Below are 18,992 nucleotides of genomic sequence, written 5' to 3'. Positions count from 1 at the left end.
TTATCAAAATTAATTATAAATTCGTCTAAACTTTTGGGTACAGTCTATTGTGTGTTAATCAGATTTTTTTTATTAAATGGAGTTAATCCTAAAACATGAGATCATTTAATCAGTTAGATTAAGAGTGATGAAAACAGGTATATTTATAAATTAAAATCTTCTTCCCTAATCATTGGCTTGTCAATGGAGTCATTAGAAAATTTCTCTCACACCCTTCAAAATTAATTTTTCCATCTTTATACTCTTTAATCAAGTTTGACAAAGTAATATGTCCAGCACTTTGGGCGATGCCAATCACCGCTATACCATTGACATTATAACCGGTAAAATTCTCTAAATAGTCTGCGCCAAAAAAAAGCAATTTTTTTGTAGCCTTTATATTATTAAGCCTAGCAGCAAACATTAAAGGGGTATACTTATTGGTATCGCTTCTTTGGTCTATTTCTTTCAGTATATAGGGATATCTTTTAATTAAAATACATAAAGATTCATCACCAAATGCGCCAGCGGCCTGAAGCGGGGTTTCTGGCAAATTAAATGTGTTTGTTGGAAATGAATAAGTGATTTGAAAATTAGGTTTCTTTTCTAAAGTACTAAGAATTCCATTTAAGAGAATCTCATAACGTTGTTTGATAGGAGGCTCGTTTTTAATTTTTATTTCTTGAGAAATAACATGTACCAGATCTGTTTTTTGTCTTAATGGTTGCACCTTAAAATCATAGCGCTTGTCTTGCATGATAGCAAGAATGGTAGAAATACATTCATCGCATTTCCTAAGCGATTTATTGTTGTTTGCTTCTATAAAAGCATCTATTGCTAATTGAACAGGGGTTAGTGTAATCCCTCCATAGTTTATATTAAATGTGGTATCTTTTGCTATTAACTGTTTTACTTGAGAGGAATTACATCCTTTTGCAAATATTTCCAGTTTTTGTATGGAGGTATATTCATTACTAAGCACAGAAATTTCTTGTGATTGTAGATTGCTAAATGGAAAAAATAAGACTGCTAAAAAGATATTGAGATATTTCATTTGAATCTATTATTTGCTAACGGTAATTTATTTACAACTACCCAAAATGAATCCTAAAAGTAAGTATTTCTTTTATTAAAGGATCTTAAAATTAAAAGTTGGTTTTACTAAAGCCAGAAAAGATTTATATCATAGGTTTCAGAAAAATCAATAAGTGTATACAGCTATCTGCCATGGTTGTAAATCCTTATTCTTTCAAGCGATTGTATTTTTTCAAGGTTTTAATCAGTAAATCGTGTGGTAATGCATAGGCTTTGTTTCCGTTGATTCCTTCCATAGTTTCAGCGGCCACCATTGCATTAATAATTGCTTCTTCAACAGCTTGAACAGTCGCTTCAAAAACTGGCATAAGTAAATCATTTGCCATGGTTACTACAGTGGTCATTTCATCACGATTGAATGCCTTTTCATTTGCTGTTGAGAAGGCTAAAAAAATATCTCCCGAGCCGTTACTTCCTCGTCCACCTACAATGCCAACTCCTAATGGTATTCTTTGAGCAATTCTTTTTAGTTGATGAGGTAAAAGAGGTACGTCTGTTGCTATAATTACTATAATTGAACCATCTCCTTCTTGTCTCCTTGATTTTGGTGGTGCATTAAATGTGTATTTTAAAGTGTCTTTTAATTCAACACCCACAGGAACACCCGCGATGGATAGGTTTCTTTTAGCTCCAAAATTTGATTGAACAATTGCTCCAACTGTATATGTTGAATCCTTGATTTTAAAAACTCTTGAGGACGTTCCTGTTCCTCCCTTAAAGCCTAGGCACATCATTCCAGTTCCTCCCCCAACATTTCCTTCAGCAATCTTTCCGCTCGATGAATTTTTTATAGCTTCCATTACATTTTCTTCTTTGACGTGAAAACCATAGATGTCGTTAAGGAAACCATCATAGGTTTCAGCTACTACGGGATAGGTGTACCACCAATCTTCTCCCCTATACCAATCTGTATCTACATACCACTTCAATACTGCGTCTCTAACAACACCTACACTATTAGTGTTGGTTATCATAATTGGTGTTTCTAAAAATCCTGATTCGGTAACCCAAGTGGTACCTGTCATTTCTCCATTTCCATTTAGACTGTACCAATTGGCATAAACCGGACTGAATTTTTTGGCTTTTCCTCTTGGAAATATTGCAGTAACTCCAGTTCTTACAGGGCCTTTGCCAATTATATTTTCGCCTTCTCCAGAAATTATAGTGCTATATCCTACCTCTACTCCTTTCACATCTGTGATTGCATTAAATGCTCCTGTTTTGCCAACAAATGGAACTCCTAAATCTCTTGCTCTTGGTTTTTGTCCGTAAGATTGCAAGCTAAGTAGCATTACTAAAAAAACGATAAAAATTCTTTTCATGTTGATTGGCTTTTAATGTGGTGCAATGTGTTTCTTTAGTTTGTTGCGTATTCTAAGCACCTAAGTTAGCAAATACAACCCGATTATAATACGTGAGCCCTTACTTTTTGGGGTTTGTAAATTAGTTAGAATAAATAATTGATTTTAATTTAAGTAAACGCATTCCCCCAACTAATTTTTACCACCGTCTGTAAATCTGTTTTAGGAACCTTGAATTTAGTATACATTATCATGCAAATAGAGAAAACCGCTTATCCCAAAGTGTAGGGACGGTTTAAAAACCGAGTTTTTATTCATTCTAAAGGCTCGTACAATACTTACCGGTGTTAGGTGTCATTATTTTATTCACTTTTATAGAAAAATACATCATAGGAATTCTGTCCCGATATCTTACACCCATCAATGTCTCCTTTGCTGTTTCTTGTAAACTCCACTCGACCCATATATGGTACATCAGTTATGAAACTATCTTTGTCTATTGGCTTTAGTTCTATATCATTATTAAAGTTATGGGTAGCTATTATCATATTATCTTTTATGATAAATTCATAAGAAGTTTCAACTTCACTATTTCTGTAAATTCCTGTAAGCTCATTTAAATCTATATCAGCATATATTGGAGGATTCAGAACAACTTTTTTTGCTGGATAATGGAAGTCTGAAAAATGCCAATTAAGACCATTTTTTGTAAACTTGAACCTACTATGTGCTCTTGCTGGAAACTCAAATTCATTTTCTCCAAAAACAGGTAATTTCAATTTATCATCATTGCCATAACTCTTAAAGAAAAGAGAATCCTGGTGGGCTATCATAGTTATGTATAAACCTGGAAAAACTTGATAATCTCCTTCAAACTTTTTTAAATTCTTATGTGTGTAATTGGGCAGTTCTTTTTTGATAGGGTTTTCAATGTCATCAGATAAAAAAATATCTATCAAACCATAAGAAATATTTAAAGGATTGAATGATTCAAAATTACCAGACACAGCAATATTAAGTTTATGTTCAGGCACTCTTAATAAATACGATCTATAACCTGCATCTCCACCTCCATGAAAAATAACATCTAAACCTTTGTAAACTTTTAATTCTTGACCTAATGCATACGGAATGATTTCGCCATTGTTTAAATGACTTTTTGTCTCCATTTTTTTAAATATACTTTCACTTCCAATGATTATATGGTCAAAATTGTTAGCCCAAAGAGACAAATCGCTAATTGTGGTATAAAGTCCTGTAGATCCAACGATAGACCTATTAAGTGGGATATAATAATACTTGTTATTTCGTTTAACATAAGAAAGTGCCTTGTTTTTAATCACTAGACCTGGGTCATCTAAAAAAAGGCTGTTTTTCATAGTAAGAGGTTCAAAAACTCTTTTATGTACAAACTCTGCAAATGTCACTCCAGAAACACGCGCCACAATTTCCGCTAATAGCACATACCCAGAATTACAATATTGAAATCTAGTGCCTGGGATAAAATTTAATCCTTTTTGTCTTAATAGTAGATTTACCATTTGTGCTTGACTTGTACGATCTAAATCTGTTCTTCCCTTTAGACTATTCAAATCTGTTACATCTCTAAATCCACTAGTATGGTTTAGAAAATGCTTGATGGTTACATTATGTGGTAATCCATTAAGTTCAGGTAAATATTTTACAATGGCCTCATCTATAGAAAGTTTTCCTTCATCTTCTAATAGTAAGATTGAGAATGCTGTAAATTGTTTGGATATGGAGCCCACAACAAATTTTGTAGAATCTGTGATAGGAATCATGTGCTCTAAGTTGGAATAGCCCCTATTGTTTTTAAAGATGACGTTACCATCTTTAATTACAGAAACAGCTATTCCTGGGGTATTTTTTATTAAATATTCATTGAGCAACGTATTTGCTTTTTGAGTATTGATGTCTTGCGATCTATTTTGTGCAAAAGCAGAGAAGCTTAGCAAAGTAAAGATTGATAAAAAAAGCGTTTTCATTTTTGTTGTATTTTAAATTCAAGACAAAAGTGAAAAGAAGTAATTAATATGGCGTACAACTAAATAAAGTAGTACGCTTTTTTACACTATAAGTACGTGTTACTTTTTCAAAAGACGTGCTACTTTATTCTAACGTGCTGTTTTTAAGATTTTTGCGCGATACTCCGTTGGTGTTAATCCTGTATGTTTTTTAAAAGCCTTATTGAAAGGAGATTTAGAATTAAAGCCAACATCGTACAAAATTTCTAAAAAAGTAAGCTTTTTATTTGAAGGATCTTTTATTAATGTGATTGCTTTTTTTATACGATACGTTGTTATGAAATCAAAGAAATGCTGATTTAAATGATGATTGATTAAAATAGATAATTCTCGTGAAGGTATTCCAAATTGATACGCTAATTTCTGAATAGTTAAGGAAGCATCCAGAAAGGGTTCTTTCTCCTGCATGAAATGCTCCAGATCTTTAATTTTTGACTTTACTACACTATCCACCTCTGTAACTACATACGGTTTTTTTAGTTCTTCAGTTATTAAAAGATGTTTAGAATCAATGGCCTTAAATAATTCCGGTTGATACATACTTTTCAATACAATCCAAAATAGAAAGCCTAATAAAACTACTATAAGTAACAGACGCATTAAATTTAAGGTATCTACATCACTACCTGTCAATTTATACAATTGTTTACATTGAGAAAATGCAAAAATAAACGAAACAACTAAGGTTAATTGATATAGCCATTTGTAGTTAAAAGAAGATGTATTTGAATAATTTTCTATTAGTAGTTTTTTGTATTTTTTTAATTCAATAAACATTAAAATCAAGTAAAATAAGCTAATCAGTGTGCTAACTGCATAACTAATTTTCACTTCAATTTGCGAGTTGAAATTTTCAGTAAAAAGTATTCTATCGCTTTCACTAACTCCATAAAATCGAGGCGTGAATATTAAAATGCCAATAATTAAAGGAAGCAAATGTAAAAGGTGTATAAGGCGAAGTTTAAAATCTGAGTATATATTAGACAATAGATACAAAAAAAGTAGCGGACTCGATACATCAATAATTTGATCTCGTAACATTTCAATAACAGATGGAAACTCTATATATTGAGAATAGAAGAAAACACTAATATGTATTGCAAATGCAATAAAGTATATGGCTAATAATATATTTCCTATTTTGTTTTTAGGTTTTACAGTTAGTAGAAAAAAGGACAGCAATACGGAAAAAAACAGAATAACAAAAGTAATAGTGCCTACTATTGTAAGTTTATCCATTAGTTATAAAGTTTATTGTTTTCATCATTGTACACAACGGCAGTTTGCTTCAAAACTACCAAAAGATTCAGATTAAAAATACGTATTTCTACTTTTGCTTGTGAGAAAAGCTAATTTTTAGCGATTGTATTTATCTTGGGCTAAAAAGAAGACAGTTCTTTTTAATTAGTGACTTGTGCAACGGCTAATGTAGTTACACTAACTGGCATTTAATTATACCAGACAGCATATCTTTGCCTCCTTAATTCTAGTGCAAGCCTTTCTTCCATTTTTAGTGCTTCTGTTCTTGTTGGTAATGGGTCAATATGATTGTAAAGACTAGGTCTTAAATACATACCGTACTTCTGGACTATGTTTGAAGAAAGTTTATAACCTTTCTTATTTCTATATCCTGTTTTATGTTGTAGAAATCTTTCCTTGGGAGTTTTACTTGTCATTCCAACATATAGGCACTGCAAAACTCCATTAAATTGTGGATTTGCTGCCCTAAACCTTGAATTTTCAGAAAATACCCGTTTGGATAATTCTATGACATATATGCTATACTGAACTTTAGGCATTACTTATCTCAATTATTCTCATTCGTTTTTCAATTTTCTTATTTCAGCAATTTCATTTATTTCATCTTCAATCATTTATCCATTTTTTGCTTGTTGACAATGTTTGCATAAAACTAGCAGCGAATTTATGCACTAGCTATTTTTGTTTTTTATATCCTAATTGCCCATAGAGTTCAGGCGATTGCTTTAAATAAACGTTTCTATTGGTTTCCATAAACCATGCCTTTGCTATTTTTTCATTATTAAAAAGGCGAGAATCTTTCCAATCGGAAATTCCTTGAATGTAGAGTCTTTCCCAATCTTCGTTTATGAAACTAACGGCTTTGATATTCTTATTATAAATAAAGGTGAAAAAATTAACAAACCACTGATCCCAAACATCAGTATTGTCATTATAAATACCTTTAATTGGGTTAGATTCAGCAATCATTACAGGTTTTTTCTTTAGTTTGGCAAACTGTAGAACGTCATCACAATGTGTACCAAAATCAGAATTACCGTATGCATGACCAAAAACTGAGATGCCTATCCAATCTACATAAGTATCACCAGGATACCAATCAGATAGTTGGTAGTTTTTGAAAGGTACAGCAGCGTAAGAGTGCCAAACAAATGCAATATTATTCACACCTTCTTTTCGTAAAAGATCAACGATGTGCTTGTATGCCTTTATATATATCTTGGGTTCTAGTTCGTTATGAGGCCCATCAAATTCGTAGCCTATTCTTAGGTAAATAGGTCTCTTAGTAGATTTTGCCCAAGCACCATATTTTTTGATAACCTTATCATAGTCTCCTTTGCCTGCTTTTTTTGCAACATCCCATTTGCCTACCATCCACATTGCACTTTGTATAACTGTATTTGGAAAGCTATCAATTAACATTTGATGATTTTGTGTACTGCCCGTATCGTTTTTATGAGACTTTGTAACACCTTTAAATTCTGTTACTCCCCAATAAGCAGACCAACCACTTGGAACCGGTTCATTTTGAAAGCTATCTCTATACTCTTTTATACTTTCAACCGTTTGTCCCATGATAAGTAATTTTTTTCCCTGTTGAGGAACAAATTTTGTCTTGTCAAAATCGTAAACAAATTCAGGATTAACTTCAGTATTAATTTTTGATACCATCTTTTCAATTTCAGGTGCTGCTAATTCTGAACCTTTAGGCTTTTTTTCTTGAGACATCACAAATGATGATAAAAATAACATTATGGAAGTGATGAAATATAAAGCATTGGGTTTAAATATTTTTTTACTAAAAATCATAATCTATAGATTTTTTATTTTATGAACACTTTTACTATATTAATTCCAGCGGTTAGCCTATGAAAAGTAACGAATCTGTACTTACTTCTTGTATTTTTACTGAGCTATATTTTTTATTTACCTTCCGTTTAAGCCTAGAACCATGATTTTTACATACGTTTTTACCTGCTGGTTTTTTTAATCAAATACATGATCTTTATAATCTTTCCACCAGTTTTCTATATCAATTTTTGGTTTTCTACAGATGTAAAGTGGGATTCCGTTCTCTTCATTGATTGCATATTTGTGAGTGATCATTTTCACCAATTCAACCTCTTCAAAAACATATTCTACAGAGGGTTTCTCATTACCTAAACTTATCCATACATCGGCATTTTTATTACCATATCCCCAAGTCCAAAAACTTCCGTGCCTACTTATTGGATTTGGAAGACCATACTGATTGCCTAAAATTTTGAGAGCTCCTGCTTCTCCATAATTCTCGGCCCACAATACGCAATTATTTTTTTCTTCGATACTTAAAGTTTGATAAACACTATCTACTAATTTCACTTGTTCTTCCCAACCAAACATATCTGCATAATCTCCAGTTAATTCTATGCGGCCATTATCTTCTTCTATTTGATAAAATTCAACGTATTTTTCAATAGGAAGAATAGGAGTTAGTTGCGGAATAAAGTAGACCATAGGCAGTAATACCGATGCAGCTACTAAATAGATGATAAATGGCTTTTTTACCAATAGATTACTTATAACAACAGCACCAGCCGCAAATACGACTGGATATAATGCAAATACATAGTATGTTTTTGCTTTCAGTACCCACATAGTCAAAAATATGACTAATGAAGCAATTCCGATGCTTCTGTAATTCTTTAACCTTTTACTGAACAATAATCCAATTAGACCACAAAGGAACATAATAAATGGTGGCGTAATTTCAAGTTGTTCTAAAATAAACGCTGATGTACTTATTTTCTCAAGCTGATTTTCATTTAATGTCTGCAAATGCCGTAATAGCGGGAAATCATTTTGGATTTGCCAGATAATATTGGGTAAGAATATTAATAATGAGATGAATGCAGAAACGTAAAACCACTTATTTTTAAAAGCATTCCCTTTTTTATAGAAAAACAGTCCAACGAACATGGCAAAAGCCCAAACTAAAATGGTGTATTTATTCAATAAGCCCAAGCCTAAAGTGAGTCCTAAGAGCATTAAGAATTTTATATGTTCTGTGTTAATGAATCTGATAAAAAAGTAAAACCCAAGCGTCCAGAATAATTGGTCAAACGCAACAGGTTGGAATAAGGTATGATTGCGATAAAAAGGTAGAAATGCCAAAATGCATATTCCTGCTAGGAAAATCGCTTTTGATTTCCCACCGAGCTCTTTAGCAATTAAACAACATAAAACCAAAATCCCAACACCCGCAAGGGTTGGAAAAAGGCGTACTCCCAACAGTGAATAATCAAAAAACCAATAAGAAACTTTTCCAATAAAGGCTATAAGAGGGGGAAATTCCATAAAGCCCCAAGCTAAGTGTTCACTTACAGAAAGGTGAAGTAGCTCATCACGGTGGAATCCGTAGTTTCCATTTCCAAACCATTGTATGATTAGTTTGATAAAGGACAAAATCAAAATTATTGGTAGATATTTCTTCATTGGTTATTTCAGCTTGCAGATAATGGCAGTTTGTCTCAAAACCACCAAAGATTTAGAATAAAAATACGTATTTCTACTTTTGCTTGTGAGAGCAGCTAATTTTTAGCTATTGTATACATCTTGGGCTAAAAAAGTATCTCATTCCTATTTTGATGATTTTAAATAGTATTCCAGAGATGCTGTTTTGTCTTCCAATATGTAATAAACTTTGCGAATTACTTAACATTCACTCAAAATAAAATGAAAAGTGAGGTTGAAAGCATCACTTTTATGTAAGCTATAAGATCATTACTCCAAGGCTGGTTTTGGCTTCATTAAAAGCCTCTAAATTTAGCCTCCAGTAAAGAGAAATAAATTGGAAAAAGCCCTTAATAGGGCTTAAAATAATCCAGTTTTTACCTACAAAAGGCTTGTGCAACGCTTACCCTTGTTAGCCATAGTTCAATTAAGATTTTGTGTTTTCAATTCCTATTTCTCATTCTCTTTTTTTAACTCCATTTCCAAGAACAGCTACAAGGACTAAACCAACACCAGCTACTAATAACAAACCAATGGCAATACTATTTATTAAGACTCCAATGCAAAGTCCAATTCCTGCTCCAAAAACTAAACCTAATGTTATATGTTTATTTTTCACATTTTGATTTTTAGATGTTTAAGTTATAAACTCTGAGCAATTGACTGATTCCAAATACCAGTTGCAGCAGTTTGCTTAGCGAAGGTTTCAAAATCTTTAGCAGATCTACCTAATACTTTGGCAACATCATCAGAGACCTCTTGGTTCTCAGGATTTCCTAATACTTCTTGGAATAAATAACCGAAGAGCCATACATAAGAATCTGGAAGTCCTGCTTTTCTCATTCCATCCTTAAATTCGTTAATAGAAATTGGCATAAATTGTATTTGTTTGTTGGTGGCTTCAGCCATAATTTCAACGACTTCTTTAAAGGTTCTTTTTTGAGGTCCCGTGACGGTTATGGTTTGTCCATTATAAGTATCATCGACTATAACTTTAGAAACTACATCTGCTATATCATTGACATCGACAAATGGAATTTTTGCTTCTGGCATTGGTAACGCAACAGTGCCATTTAGTACAAATTCTAAAAATGCACCTTCACTAAAATTTTGATTAAACCAAGATGCTCTAACTAATGTATAGTTTAAGCCAGAATTTGCTACGATTTCCTCGCAAGCTTCAGCTTCAGTTTCACCTTTACCAGAGAGTAATACCACTTTTTCTAAACCAGCACCTAAAGCTTTTTTAGTAAGTGTCGTGATAGCGTCTCTAGAGCCAGGCAAGGCCAAATCAGGATAATATACGATGTAGGCTCTGTCCATATTTTTTAAAGCATCATTGTAGGTGTCAGAATTTGCCCAATCAAATGCTGGATTAGTTTTTCTACTTACAACGCGTACGTTGTGACCTAATTGAGTTAAGTTTTCTGCAACTCGGCGACCTGTTTTTCCAGTTCCTCCGATAACTAAAATGTTTTCTGTTTTCATTGTTTTTCGTTTTAAATAGATGTTAATGTTCATTTCCACGCAGACGGAAATTTTTTGATTTTACTTTTATAAATAGTATGCTGATTTTCTTTTGGGATAAACTTTGGTGTACCAATACAAGATTACCGTAGCAATAAACTCTAGTGCAATAAACCAAAAGCTGAAATCGACGAAGAAATCATAATAGGTTCCTCCATAGGGAAGTATTGTAAAGGGAACAGTAATGAGTGTATCTAAAATTGCTGAAATCGTTAAGAAAATCAGACCAATCCATAATCCGTGAGTACTAATGTTCTTTCCGTAATACAATTTTGCTCCCAACCAAACCACTGGTACTATGACTATAGACAGCCATATATTAGCTTGTTGTTCTGCATTTTCTAAAAGTGGTACATAAAAGGATAACGCATATAAGCTCACGCCGATAATCCAAATTATAATTCCAATACTAATAGCTCTTAAATGTTTCATAACTGTTCGTTTTTTGATTGATGATTTGTTATGGCTCTTTGATGGCTTGTCTTATTTTGTGTAAAGCATACCTATGATTAAGAGCACGAAAGCGCTAAATGATGAGAGTGTTCTTATGGAATGCCAACGATTCCAAGGGTTTTCAAATTTGTTTCGAAGCTCTTGTAATTCAATTTTTGAAAGTTTTTCTAAATTGGACTTGTCCAAAACTTCATTTAGCGGAACGTTACCAAAAATGGTAACCAAGCCAATTCCTATAAAAAAGAGTATTGCTGCAATTAGAAATAGCCAAAAGCTGGTGCCGTTACTCTTAAATAAATAACTATTGAAAAAAAGTAATAATACAGGTCCAAAAAACACCACTATAAAACTGCCATTTATGATAACTCTATTCATTGATTGAAAAGATTTTAAGAAGGTTAAGTTGTCTAGCCGACCTATCCCAGGTGTAACAGCATTAGACCAAGTAAAGCAAAGTCCAGCTGTAAGACCAGTAAATAATATACCAAGCATTAGCACGATAAACTTTAGTTTAAATTCCATTGGTTGAAGTTTTAGTGGATGATATCCAGGTTAATAATTCTTGATACTCATTAGAGTTGAGTTTTATTTTTTTACCCTTAGGCATTCGTTTCTTAACATAGACTTGCGTATAAATATCATTTGCCCAAGAATTCATATTTTCTGTTGTGAATACACGCCTTTTGTTCCGTTTGTTATGGCAAACGTTGCATTTGTTATCTAAAATTTGGAATGCTTTTTCGTTATGGGATTTACTTAAATAACTTGATGCATACAATTCACTTTGTTCGTTATTTGTGTCAATTGATTCATAAGTATCTGTTGAATTAACTAAAAGTGTTATAATAATTCCTATTATAAATTTTACTATCGTAACCATCATTAAATTGTGTTAATTAATTTGATGATACAAAGATGTGAAGTGTTCAAAAGAGTTTTTTGACACTTAAAGACAAGATTTTGACATTTTGGGCCAAATGGCTAATTTTAGATGGACTTTCTAAATTCTGATGGTGTTTGTTCTGTCCATTTTTTAAAAGCACGATTGAATGCACTTTGCTCGGAAAAACCTGTTAAGAATGCAATTTCGCCAACGCTTTGTGTAGTATTCCCCAGCATATCCTTTGCGATGTTTTCTTGAGTCTTTTTAATTAAGTCACGATAAGTAACACCTGCTTCCGAAAGTCTTCTCGTAAGCGTTCGGTTACTCATAGCAGTAAGGTCCGCAATATTATGAATACTTGGAATTCCGGTGGGTAGTGCGTCTTTTATGAGAGATTCGACATCTCTGACAAATTTTGTGCCTGGGATTTTAATGCCTTTAGTTTTTTCATCAACTTGTTGTAAGAGGTAACTATTAATGCTGGCATCGGCTTTGGCTGTTCTTAAATTAAGGTCTTCTGTTTTATAGCTTATCGCATATTGTGGTTGATTAAATAATATAGGACAATTAAATGCTATATTGAAGCTGGTTAAGTCTTTTGGTGACTTGTGCTTAAAACTGACTTGAGTTGGTGAAATATGTTTTTCAGAAATGGCTTGTAATACAACAACCGCTGCAGATAAACTTGCTTCTGTGGATAGTTCCATGCCTCTTCTATGAGCTTCCCTGTTGAGAGTGACATGAGAGACGTTTTCTTCTTTTTGAATTTGCCATACAAAGGTGTTGGATAATAATTTGAAGTAGCGTTCACTCCTTTCAAAAATTTCACCTACCCTTGAGCAGGTGCGCCACGAAAGTCCTAAAACACCATAATCCTCAATAAGCATTTGTTGACCTACACGAATCCCAAATCCAGGACCAAGTTTATCGTCCAATAATTCATGTAAATCCAGAAATTCGTCCGCAGCAATAACCTGTAAATGTTCTGCTTCATCTATTGATGTAGGCAATTCCATAAAATCATTTCTAGACATGCCTTCAGCTATCGCACAATTAAGCATCTTGAGATATAGATTTATAGAAAAGTATTTCATTTTTTAGAACTAATATTGCAGATTTTCAATTTCTTTATAATTATTGCCAATGGCAGTTTGTCTCAAAACCACCAAAGATTTAGAATAAAAATACGTATTTCTACTTTTGTTTATGAGAAAAGCTAATTTTTAGCTATTGTATACATATTGGGCTAAAAAAGTATCTCATTCCTATTTTGATGATTTTAGATAACGTGATTTTAGATAACGTGAGTTCGATCTAATTTCAGTTTTATTTTTAACCTTAAATAGGGTATTTTATTTATTAAAATTGTTGCATATAAGTTACTTGCGTTCATTTTCTTTGCTTGTCTAGGGGCGAACGTAAAGAAAACAGCTAGTAGCTGTTTTTAGTGAAGCAGCCAGGCGGCGTGGGGAAACCAAAAGAATCCCTTATAGTAGGGGTCAATCACAATTAAAAACCTAATCAAAAATCCCAGAGCGGCAAATGGAGCAAAGTCGAGGGGTTCGGAAAGAATTATATGCTCAAAAGCATTTGGTTAGCAATCTAAAAGATTTCTCATACTAAGACTGCACTTCAAACACCTCTGTGTCCAGATTTGAATCTTGATACGTTTTTGTGATAGTGTTTGGTACCCAAAACCTTAGAGTTCCGTCGCTACGCTCCTTCTTAATTAAAGCACTACGCAGTGAATCCCTTCGGCGCAGAATAAATTCCAAAAGCTTCAAGAACAGGAGCGGAGGTACGAAGCGACGCGAAGTTTTGGAATTGATTTTTGACTTTAAAGTCAAAAAATTCATTGGCGAAGGCCTCTTTTCTTTGTTTCGTTTCTTTTGGAGGAGCAAAAGAAATGAAAAACAAGTAGACACTTCTCCATAATATTTGATCCCTAACTTAACCATCATAGCTATCCAGACTACCATTAGAATATTAAATAAAAGTATCTTTTCTGATCTTTTTTGCTTCTCCAACCCTGCAACCTTGTTTACGTTGACTGATCCTTGCGAGAGACTCCTCCGCAATAGGTGTTTTTAAAAATTTTACCCACTTTTAAAAATGCCAATAAGTTCACTTAACCCACTACACCTTTAAAAACAGGTTTTCCGAGCCCAAAAAGCCCCCAGCGCCTACCGCAAGCATTCTAATAAAAGATACGCTGCCTTAAAGCCTATAATAAGCCTTTTTACAAAGCCTGTGGTAGCAGCCAAAATAAAACAAGTTTCTTATAAGCAGGTAGCTATTGCCAGTCTCCAAAAACCCCTCGTGTAGATTATAAACGATAGAATACCGCATGCGTATTGGGCGTTGGTGGCACTTCTATACACCCAAACAGCTAAGGGAATTTACCAAATACTCCACCCTACGCTATAGCCAGTTGCATCGTTTACTCCAATGCCTCTAAGAGCTTCTGCGCCTGTGCATAGCTTTCGGCATCTTCGGGTATGCTTTCCAAACTAGCTTTGCACTCTGCAAACTTTTCCGCTTTAAGATGGGTTAACGCCAAATACCAGCTTGCCTTGTTTTTAAATACCGAATTGCCGTGTTGTATTTTTTCAAATAGCGCCGTTGCTTCCTCCAGCTTGTCTTGTTCTAAAAGGGTGATTCCTTTGTATAGTAACAATTCCTGATTATCAGCATCGGCTTCTAAAAGGGTGTTTAGATAGCCTTCTGCTACTTTAAAATTCTTGGTATTAAAAGCTTCTTCTGCTTTTTGGGTGGCATTGGTCTCTCCTCCTCTAACGGTTAAACTCAAGGTATCATACGTTATAAAATCTTCGTAAGACGGACTTGTATTTTGGTCAAACAAAAAGATGCCCATCATTAGAATGATAGACGCAGCTACTGCATACTTTAAAAAAGTAAAACTGCGTACCTTCTTTGAAGTGGGCGTTTCTTTAAAATGCGTATCTCCTATTTTTTGTAAATTTTCTTTAAATGCTACCGTTGCTTCTTCATGCTCAAATTTTTGCGCTAAAAAATGGGTTGCCTCTTGATAGGTTTCATACGATTTTTTAAAAGCCGCATCCGTACGCAATCTATTTTCAAAGGCCATCTTAGCATCTTCTGTAAGCTCCCCTGAAATATAATTGTCAAATAATATGTAGTCTTGATCTTCCATTACAACTAATTATTAAGCTGGTTAAATTTTGGCGATTCCTGAACGAGCTTTGTTAACTTCCCAATACACTGCGATTTCTTTTTTCTGGCATAGGCGTAGGTTAATCCTAAACTAGCGGCAACCTCTTCCATAGATTTAATTTTAAAGGTAGCCTTTAATAAATCTTTACATGCCTCGCCTAACTTTTGAAACATTCGGGTAAATAAAAGCTGCTTTTCTCCAAAGAGTTCTGTGCTAAAAGCCAGTTCATCTACATCGTCACCTTTAGATAAGACTTCTTCATTAATTGTTACCTCCTTATAAGAAGATTTTTTTAATTCATTTAACCACTTACGCTTACACAGCAAGAAAAAATACGCATCAAAGGGGCAGGTTAATTGGAGTTTTTTATACGTAGCCTGTTCATATATGGTGACTAATATTTCTTGTACAACATCTCTTGCCTGTGCGGCGTCTCCACTATTCCCTTTTATATAATTGACAACCTTAGGAACAAATTTATCATAGATCGCCTGTATTATAAATGAGTTGTTTTCCCGTAGACCATCTATATATTTTTGGTCTTCATGTATTTTTTTTTCACTCATTAAACCCTTTGTTTTCAACGAATTTAAATTTTTTTCTCAAAATAGGGGTAACAATTTCCAAAGGCTTTTGATATAAAGTTGTAACAGCACTAAAGCTGCACAATTTGAAAACAAAATAATAATTATAAACTTTAGAAATTATGAAAAATTTAAAAACAATTCTAGGAACCGCATTCTTAACCGCTTTTATGTTTACCAGTTGTACTACTAATGACGATGTAGATGTTCAATTTTTTGATGGCCCCAGCCCACAAGCATTTAAAGACTTAAAAGATGCTGCCTTAGAAAACAACACACAAAACTTTCAATTTGAAGCCAATGGTAGCAATATCAACCTTACTTCAGATAACGGGGTTCAAATCAACATCAATACCAACTGCTTAACCCTAAATGGAGATGTGGTATCTGGAACGGTTGATTTAGAATATGTAGAACTTTTTGAAAAAGGAAACATGTTAAGTACCAACAAACCTACTATGGGGATATTACCAAACGGAGACAAGGCTCTATTAATATCTGGAGGTGAGTTTTTTATGGAAGCTACTCAAAACGGGGTTGCATTAGAAACCAACTGTAACATACAGTTGATTATACCCTCTGATCTTACCGGAGGTACAGACCCTGCAATGACTCTTTGGGAAGGCCAAATAGATGAAAATGACAACCTTGCCTGGAGAGAAGAAGATGCTGCTGCAGGACAAGGGGGTGTATTTGGTGAAGGCGGACAATACTATGCATTCTTCCAATCTTTTGGATGGAGCAATGTAGATAGATTTTACAACGATCCAAGACCCAAAACAACAATTTTAGTAGGTGTGCCAGATGGTTTTGACAATCAAAACAGTAATGTATACTTATCGTATGATGGAGAAGAAACAGGATTGGCAAATTTAGATACCTACGATGCCGGAACGGGATTATTTAGCGAGCATTATGGACAAGTGCCTGTGGGCTTAGAGTGTCATATCATTTTTGCAACCGAAGATAATGGAAACTGGAGGTATGCTATTAAAGCAGTAACCATAGCCGCTAACGATGTATTCACATTTACCTTAGGTGAAACCACCATTGCTACGGAAGCAGAACTAACTACCATCATTAACGGATTGCCGTAATACAATCCCTACCTTATTTAAAAATCCGAAAGTTCAGGCTTTCGGATTTTAATGTTTTCTAGATCTAATTAGAAATTAATGCTTATTTTCAATCTCTACCAACACCTTTAATTTTAACCTAATCATGAAAAAATTACGACTGTTTTATCTCTTCATATTAGTAGCTATTGCTGGGACAGCACAAGAAATTAAGGTAAATGATACATTAAGCAGGGAAGCGTCTATAAAATACAACCTCAACGGAAACAGCGTAAACTTTACTCCGGAAACACCACCGCTAAATCAAATTGCGGGGGCACCTAAAGCTTTTTATACCCATTACTGGGAATTTGGCGACGGACATTATAGCACCGAAGAAAACCCAAAACACACCTACAGTAAAAAAGGAACCTATGAGGTAACCCTTTGGGCAACTAATAATTACGACACCGGAAAACCGCCCACTACCAGGCCTAAAAAAGTAGCCATAGATACCGTAACTACCGCTATGAAAGAAACTGCTTCTATGGAAACAGATTTTGAGTTGCTGCGGAATAGAGAACCCATTCCAAATGAAGAAATGGTGGCTATTCTCAGGTATAAAAATCTAAAAAATTATGCCACCAACGGTAAAATCTACCTATTCTATAACGAACACAAATACAACGCCAATAATTTTGAGTTGGTAGCTACCAGAACCCACCATGGTGAAAAAGCGACACTAGAAAATGTATTTGCTTATACTAATGAAACCAATGATACCCATACCTATCTAGCTTCTATAACCCATAATTACCTTACCAATAATGCTCAGTTACAGGATTCAACCGAAAAAATGAATCTTGCCTTAACCCTTGAAGATGCCAAGACCTACTATAAGAATTGGAGTTCGTTTGATTTTAATTCTATGGAGCCCAATGAAGAACGCAATATATTCTTTACCTTAAAAACAACACCAGAAATGCTCAAAGATACCAGCGCCATTATATCGGTAAGAGGGGTGTACGTTCCAGATGCTAATTTTGATAATCATAAAGTAAAGGAAATGGAAATGGAGATTGTGACTTCGCACGATCCTAACAAAATGTCTTCTAATGCTACCTTTTTGAATTACAGATTTGTGCGTTCTAAAACCTTGAAATACAAAATCAAGTTTCAAAATAATGGGGAAGGGCCTGCCAGAACCATTCGTTTAGAAACAGACATTCCAGACATGCTGGATAAAGCTACGCTTCAAGTAACGGATATGTACCCTAAATGCGACATCTGCCCTAAAAAGGAGGTAGCGTATAGTTGCTTAGATACTACCTATACAAAAACGCAGGCTATTTTTACTTTTAAGAATATTTATTTGCCCGGAAGCGAACAGAAAAATGTAAAAGAGTACGATTCTACCAAGGGATTTGTAAAATACAAGATCAAGTTTTCAAAAGACTTTCATAAAAAGAAAACCAAAAGCAGAACATCCATTATTTTCGACAAAAATGAACCTATAATTACCAATTATTCTACCACACGGTTTCTTCCGGGAATTTCTATAGGGGTGAAAGCAGGCTATAATTCCTTTGCCAATTTAGATAATTCTAATAGTTATTTTCTGGGAGCTACTATTTCTCCTTATAAATCCTACAGGCTCTACTGGCAGGTAGAATTACTAAATAGTTTTCACAGCTATAATGGCAATACCCAGGTGGAAGAAAGAATTGTAGATGGTGCGCAAGGATTTCAGTTTTTAGAACGAACGGCAACCAATACCAGTTATGATAATGTAGATTGGGAAGTGCCGGTTCTCTTGCGGTACAACGTAAATAATTATATAGGGTTGGGTGCCGGTGTACAAGGAACCATCTCTGTAAGTGAAAAACAAGCGCAAAATATTCTTGTAACACAGTTTGAAGGTACCTCCCCTGATGCGCCCATTTTTAATACAGAAGAAGTATCTTTTAACAGCTCTAATTCATTTACGAATGTAAGAACTGGTTTTCTAATAGAAGTCACTGCCGGGTTTGCACGTATTGGGCCTAGTTTAGGGGCGCGGTATGTAGTGAATTTTGAAGACAACTTTAATTATCTGCAATTGTATGCCATCTGGAAATTCTAA

Annotated in this window: 17 protein-coding genes; 2 read left to right on the top strand and 15 right to left on the bottom strand. The window is 34.1% G+C overall.

Annotation, left to right across the window (positions count from 1 at the left end):
* Positions 1-169: 169 nt before the first annotated feature.
* The 15 genes from WBG07_RS11845 to WBG07_RS11775 all read right to left on the bottom strand — a co-directional run bounded on the left by WBG07_RS11845 (position 170) and on the right by WBG07_RS11775 (position 15,797).
* On the bottom strand, positions 170-1,033 hold the full coding sequence (locus WBG07_RS11845) for a hypothetical protein (protein ID WP_340201560.1): 864 nt from the start codon (positions 1,031-1,033) through the stop codon (positions 170-172).
* A 187-nt stretch (positions 1,034-1,220) separates the two neighbouring features.
* Positions 1,221-2,396 (bottom strand): DmpA family aminopeptidase, encoded by a 1,176-nt coding sequence (locus tag WBG07_RS11840; protein ID WP_340201558.1) that lies wholly within the window; start codon positions 2,394-2,396, stop codon positions 1,221-1,223.
* Between the two features lie 341 nt (positions 2,397-2,737).
* Positions 2,738-4,381 carry a serine hydrolase domain-containing protein gene (locus WBG07_RS11835; protein ID WP_340201557.1) on the bottom strand — a complete coding sequence of 548 codons (1,644 nt, stop codon included), beginning with the start codon at positions 4,379-4,381 and terminating at the stop codon, positions 2,738-2,740.
* A gap of 129 nt (positions 4,382-4,510) precedes the next feature.
* Positions 4,511-5,659: a helix-turn-helix domain-containing protein gene (locus WBG07_RS11830; RefSeq protein WP_340201555.1), complete on the bottom strand. Its 1,149-nt coding sequence runs from the start codon at positions 5,657-5,659 to the stop codon at positions 4,511-4,513.
* A 209-nt stretch (positions 5,660-5,868) separates the two neighbouring features.
* Complete coding sequence (locus WBG07_RS11825; RefSeq protein ID WP_340201554.1) at positions 5,869-6,219, bottom strand: ribose-5-phosphate isomerase; 351 nt, start codon at positions 6,217-6,219, stop codon at positions 5,869-5,871.
* Between the two features lie 136 nt (positions 6,220-6,355).
* Complete coding sequence (locus tag WBG07_RS11820; RefSeq protein WP_340201552.1) at positions 6,356-7,489, bottom strand: glycoside hydrolase family 26 protein; 1,134 nt, start codon at positions 7,487-7,489, stop codon at positions 6,356-6,358.
* Positions 7,490-7,666: 177 nt separating this feature from the next.
* Positions 7,667-9,154 (bottom strand): ArnT family glycosyltransferase, encoded by a 1,488-nt coding sequence (locus tag WBG07_RS11815; RefSeq protein WP_340201551.1) that lies wholly within the window; start codon positions 9,152-9,154, stop codon positions 7,667-7,669.
* Between the two features lie 475 nt (positions 9,155-9,629).
* Positions 9,630-9,791, bottom strand: a complete 162-nt coding sequence (locus WBG07_RS11810) for a hypothetical protein (protein WP_340201549.1) — start codon at positions 9,789-9,791, stop codon at positions 9,630-9,632.
* A gap of 23 nt (positions 9,792-9,814) precedes the next feature.
* Positions 9,815-10,660: an NmrA family NAD(P)-binding protein gene (locus WBG07_RS11805; protein ID WP_340201547.1), complete on the bottom strand. Its 846-nt coding sequence runs from the start codon at positions 10,658-10,660 to the stop codon at positions 9,815-9,817.
* A 66-nt stretch (positions 10,661-10,726) separates the two neighbouring features.
* Entirely contained in the window at positions 10,727-11,131 is a 405-nt protein-coding gene (locus tag WBG07_RS11800; protein WP_340201545.1) for a DUF5367 family protein, read from the bottom strand.
* Between the two features lie 51 nt (positions 11,132-11,182).
* Positions 11,183-11,674, bottom strand: a complete 492-nt coding sequence (locus tag WBG07_RS11795) for an anthrone oxygenase family protein (RefSeq protein ID WP_340201543.1) — start codon at positions 11,672-11,674, stop codon at positions 11,183-11,185.
* Positions 11,664-12,035, bottom strand: a complete 372-nt coding sequence (locus WBG07_RS11790) for a hypothetical protein (protein ID WP_340201541.1) — start codon at positions 12,033-12,035, stop codon at positions 11,664-11,666. The genes WBG07_RS11795 and WBG07_RS11790 overlap by 11 nt, the downstream gene beginning before the upstream one ends.
* A 104-nt stretch (positions 12,036-12,139) precedes the next feature.
* The gene (locus WBG07_RS11785) at positions 12,140-13,129 is read right to left on the bottom strand and encodes an AraC family transcriptional regulator (RefSeq protein WP_340201539.1); all 990 of its coding nucleotides are present in this window, start codon (positions 13,127-13,129) and stop codon (positions 12,140-12,142) included.
* A 1,346-nt stretch (positions 13,130-14,475) separates the two neighbouring features.
* Complete coding sequence (locus WBG07_RS11780) at positions 14,476-15,210, bottom strand: hypothetical protein (protein WP_340201537.1); 735 nt, start codon at positions 15,208-15,210, stop codon at positions 14,476-14,478.
* 5 nt (positions 15,211-15,215) lie between these two features.
* Entirely contained in the window at positions 15,216-15,797 is a 582-nt protein-coding gene (locus tag WBG07_RS11775; protein WP_340201535.1) for an RNA polymerase sigma factor, read from the bottom strand.
* Positions 15,798-15,937: 140 nt separating this feature from the next.
* Here WBG07_RS11775 and WBG07_RS11770 point away from each other — a divergent pair, with 140 nt between their 5' ends.
* Both WBG07_RS11770 and WBG07_RS11765 read left to right on the top strand, forming a co-directional pair.
* A complete protein-coding gene (locus tag WBG07_RS11770; RefSeq protein WP_340201533.1) occupies positions 15,938-16,912 on the top strand; it encodes a hypothetical protein in 975 nt (324 codons plus the stop codon).
* Between the two features lie 124 nt (positions 16,913-17,036).
* Positions 17,037-18,992, top strand: a complete 1,956-nt coding sequence (locus tag WBG07_RS11765) for a PKD domain-containing protein (protein ID WP_340201531.1) — start codon at positions 17,037-17,039, stop codon at positions 18,990-18,992.

This window comes from Ascidiimonas meishanensis (genome assembly GCF_037782385.1).
In the GTDB taxonomy this organism is placed as follows: Bacteria; Bacteroidota; Bacteroidia; order Flavobacteriales; family Flavobacteriaceae; genus Ascidiimonas; species Ascidiimonas meishanensis.
Note: the sequence above shows the minus strand (reverse complement) of the source record. Positions and strands in the feature narration are given on the sequence as shown.

What these genes read in the sequence shown, in the direction of transcription:
- WBG07_RS11845 (WP_340201560.1), bottom strand. Translation starts at nt 1,033, where the DNA reads ATGAAATATCTCAATATCTTTTTAGCAGTCTTATTTTTTCCATTTAGC.
- WBG07_RS11840 (WP_340201558.1), bottom strand. Translation starts at nt 2,396, where the DNA reads ATGAAAAGAATTTTTATCGTTTTTTTAGTAATGCTACTTAGCTTGCAA.
- WBG07_RS11835 (WP_340201557.1), bottom strand. Translation starts at nt 4,381, where the DNA reads ATGAAAACGCTTTTTTTATCAATCTTTACTTTGCTAAGCTTCTCTGCT.
- WBG07_RS11830 (WP_340201555.1), bottom strand. Translation starts at nt 5,659, where the DNA reads ATGGATAAACTTACAATAGTAGGCACTATTACTTTTGTTATTCTGTTT.
- WBG07_RS11825 (WP_340201554.1), bottom strand. Translation starts at nt 6,219, where the DNA reads ATGCCTAAAGTTCAGTATAGCATATATGTCATAGAATTATCCAAACGG.
- WBG07_RS11820 (WP_340201552.1), bottom strand. Translation starts at nt 7,489, where the DNA reads ATGATTTTTAGTAAAAAAATATTTAAACCCAATGCTTTATATTTCATC.
- WBG07_RS11815 (WP_340201551.1), bottom strand. Translation starts at nt 9,154, where the DNA reads ATGAAGAAATATCTACCAATAATTTTGATTTTGTCCTTTATCAAACTA.
- WBG07_RS11805 (WP_340201547.1), bottom strand. Translation starts at nt 10,660, where the DNA reads ATGAAAACAGAAAACATTTTAGTTATCGGAGGAACTGGAAAAACAGGT.
- WBG07_RS11800 (WP_340201545.1), bottom strand. Translation starts at nt 11,131, where the DNA reads ATGAAACATTTAAGAGCTATTAGTATTGGAATTATAATTTGGATTATC.
- WBG07_RS11795 (WP_340201543.1), bottom strand. Translation starts at nt 11,674, where the DNA reads ATGGAATTTAAACTAAAGTTTATCGTGCTAATGCTTGGTATATTATTT.
- WBG07_RS11790 (WP_340201541.1), bottom strand. Translation starts at nt 12,035, where the DNA reads ATGATGGTTACGATAGTAAAATTTATAATAGGAATTATTATAACACTT.
- WBG07_RS11785 (WP_340201539.1), bottom strand. Translation starts at nt 13,129, where the DNA reads ATGAAATACTTTTCTATAAATCTATATCTCAAGATGCTTAATTGTGCG.
- WBG07_RS11780 (WP_340201537.1), bottom strand. Translation starts at nt 15,210, where the DNA reads ATGGAAGATCAAGACTACATATTATTTGACAATTATATTTCAGGGGAG.
- WBG07_RS11775 (WP_340201535.1), bottom strand. Translation starts at nt 15,797, where the DNA reads ATGAGTGAAAAAAAAATACATGAAGACCAAAAATATATAGATGGTCTA.
- WBG07_RS11770 (WP_340201533.1), top strand. Translation starts at nt 15,938, where the DNA reads ATGAAAAATTTAAAAACAATTCTAGGAACCGCATTCTTAACCGCTTTT.
- WBG07_RS11765 (WP_340201531.1), top strand. Translation starts at nt 17,037, where the DNA reads ATGAAAAAATTACGACTGTTTTATCTCTTCATATTAGTAGCTATTGCT.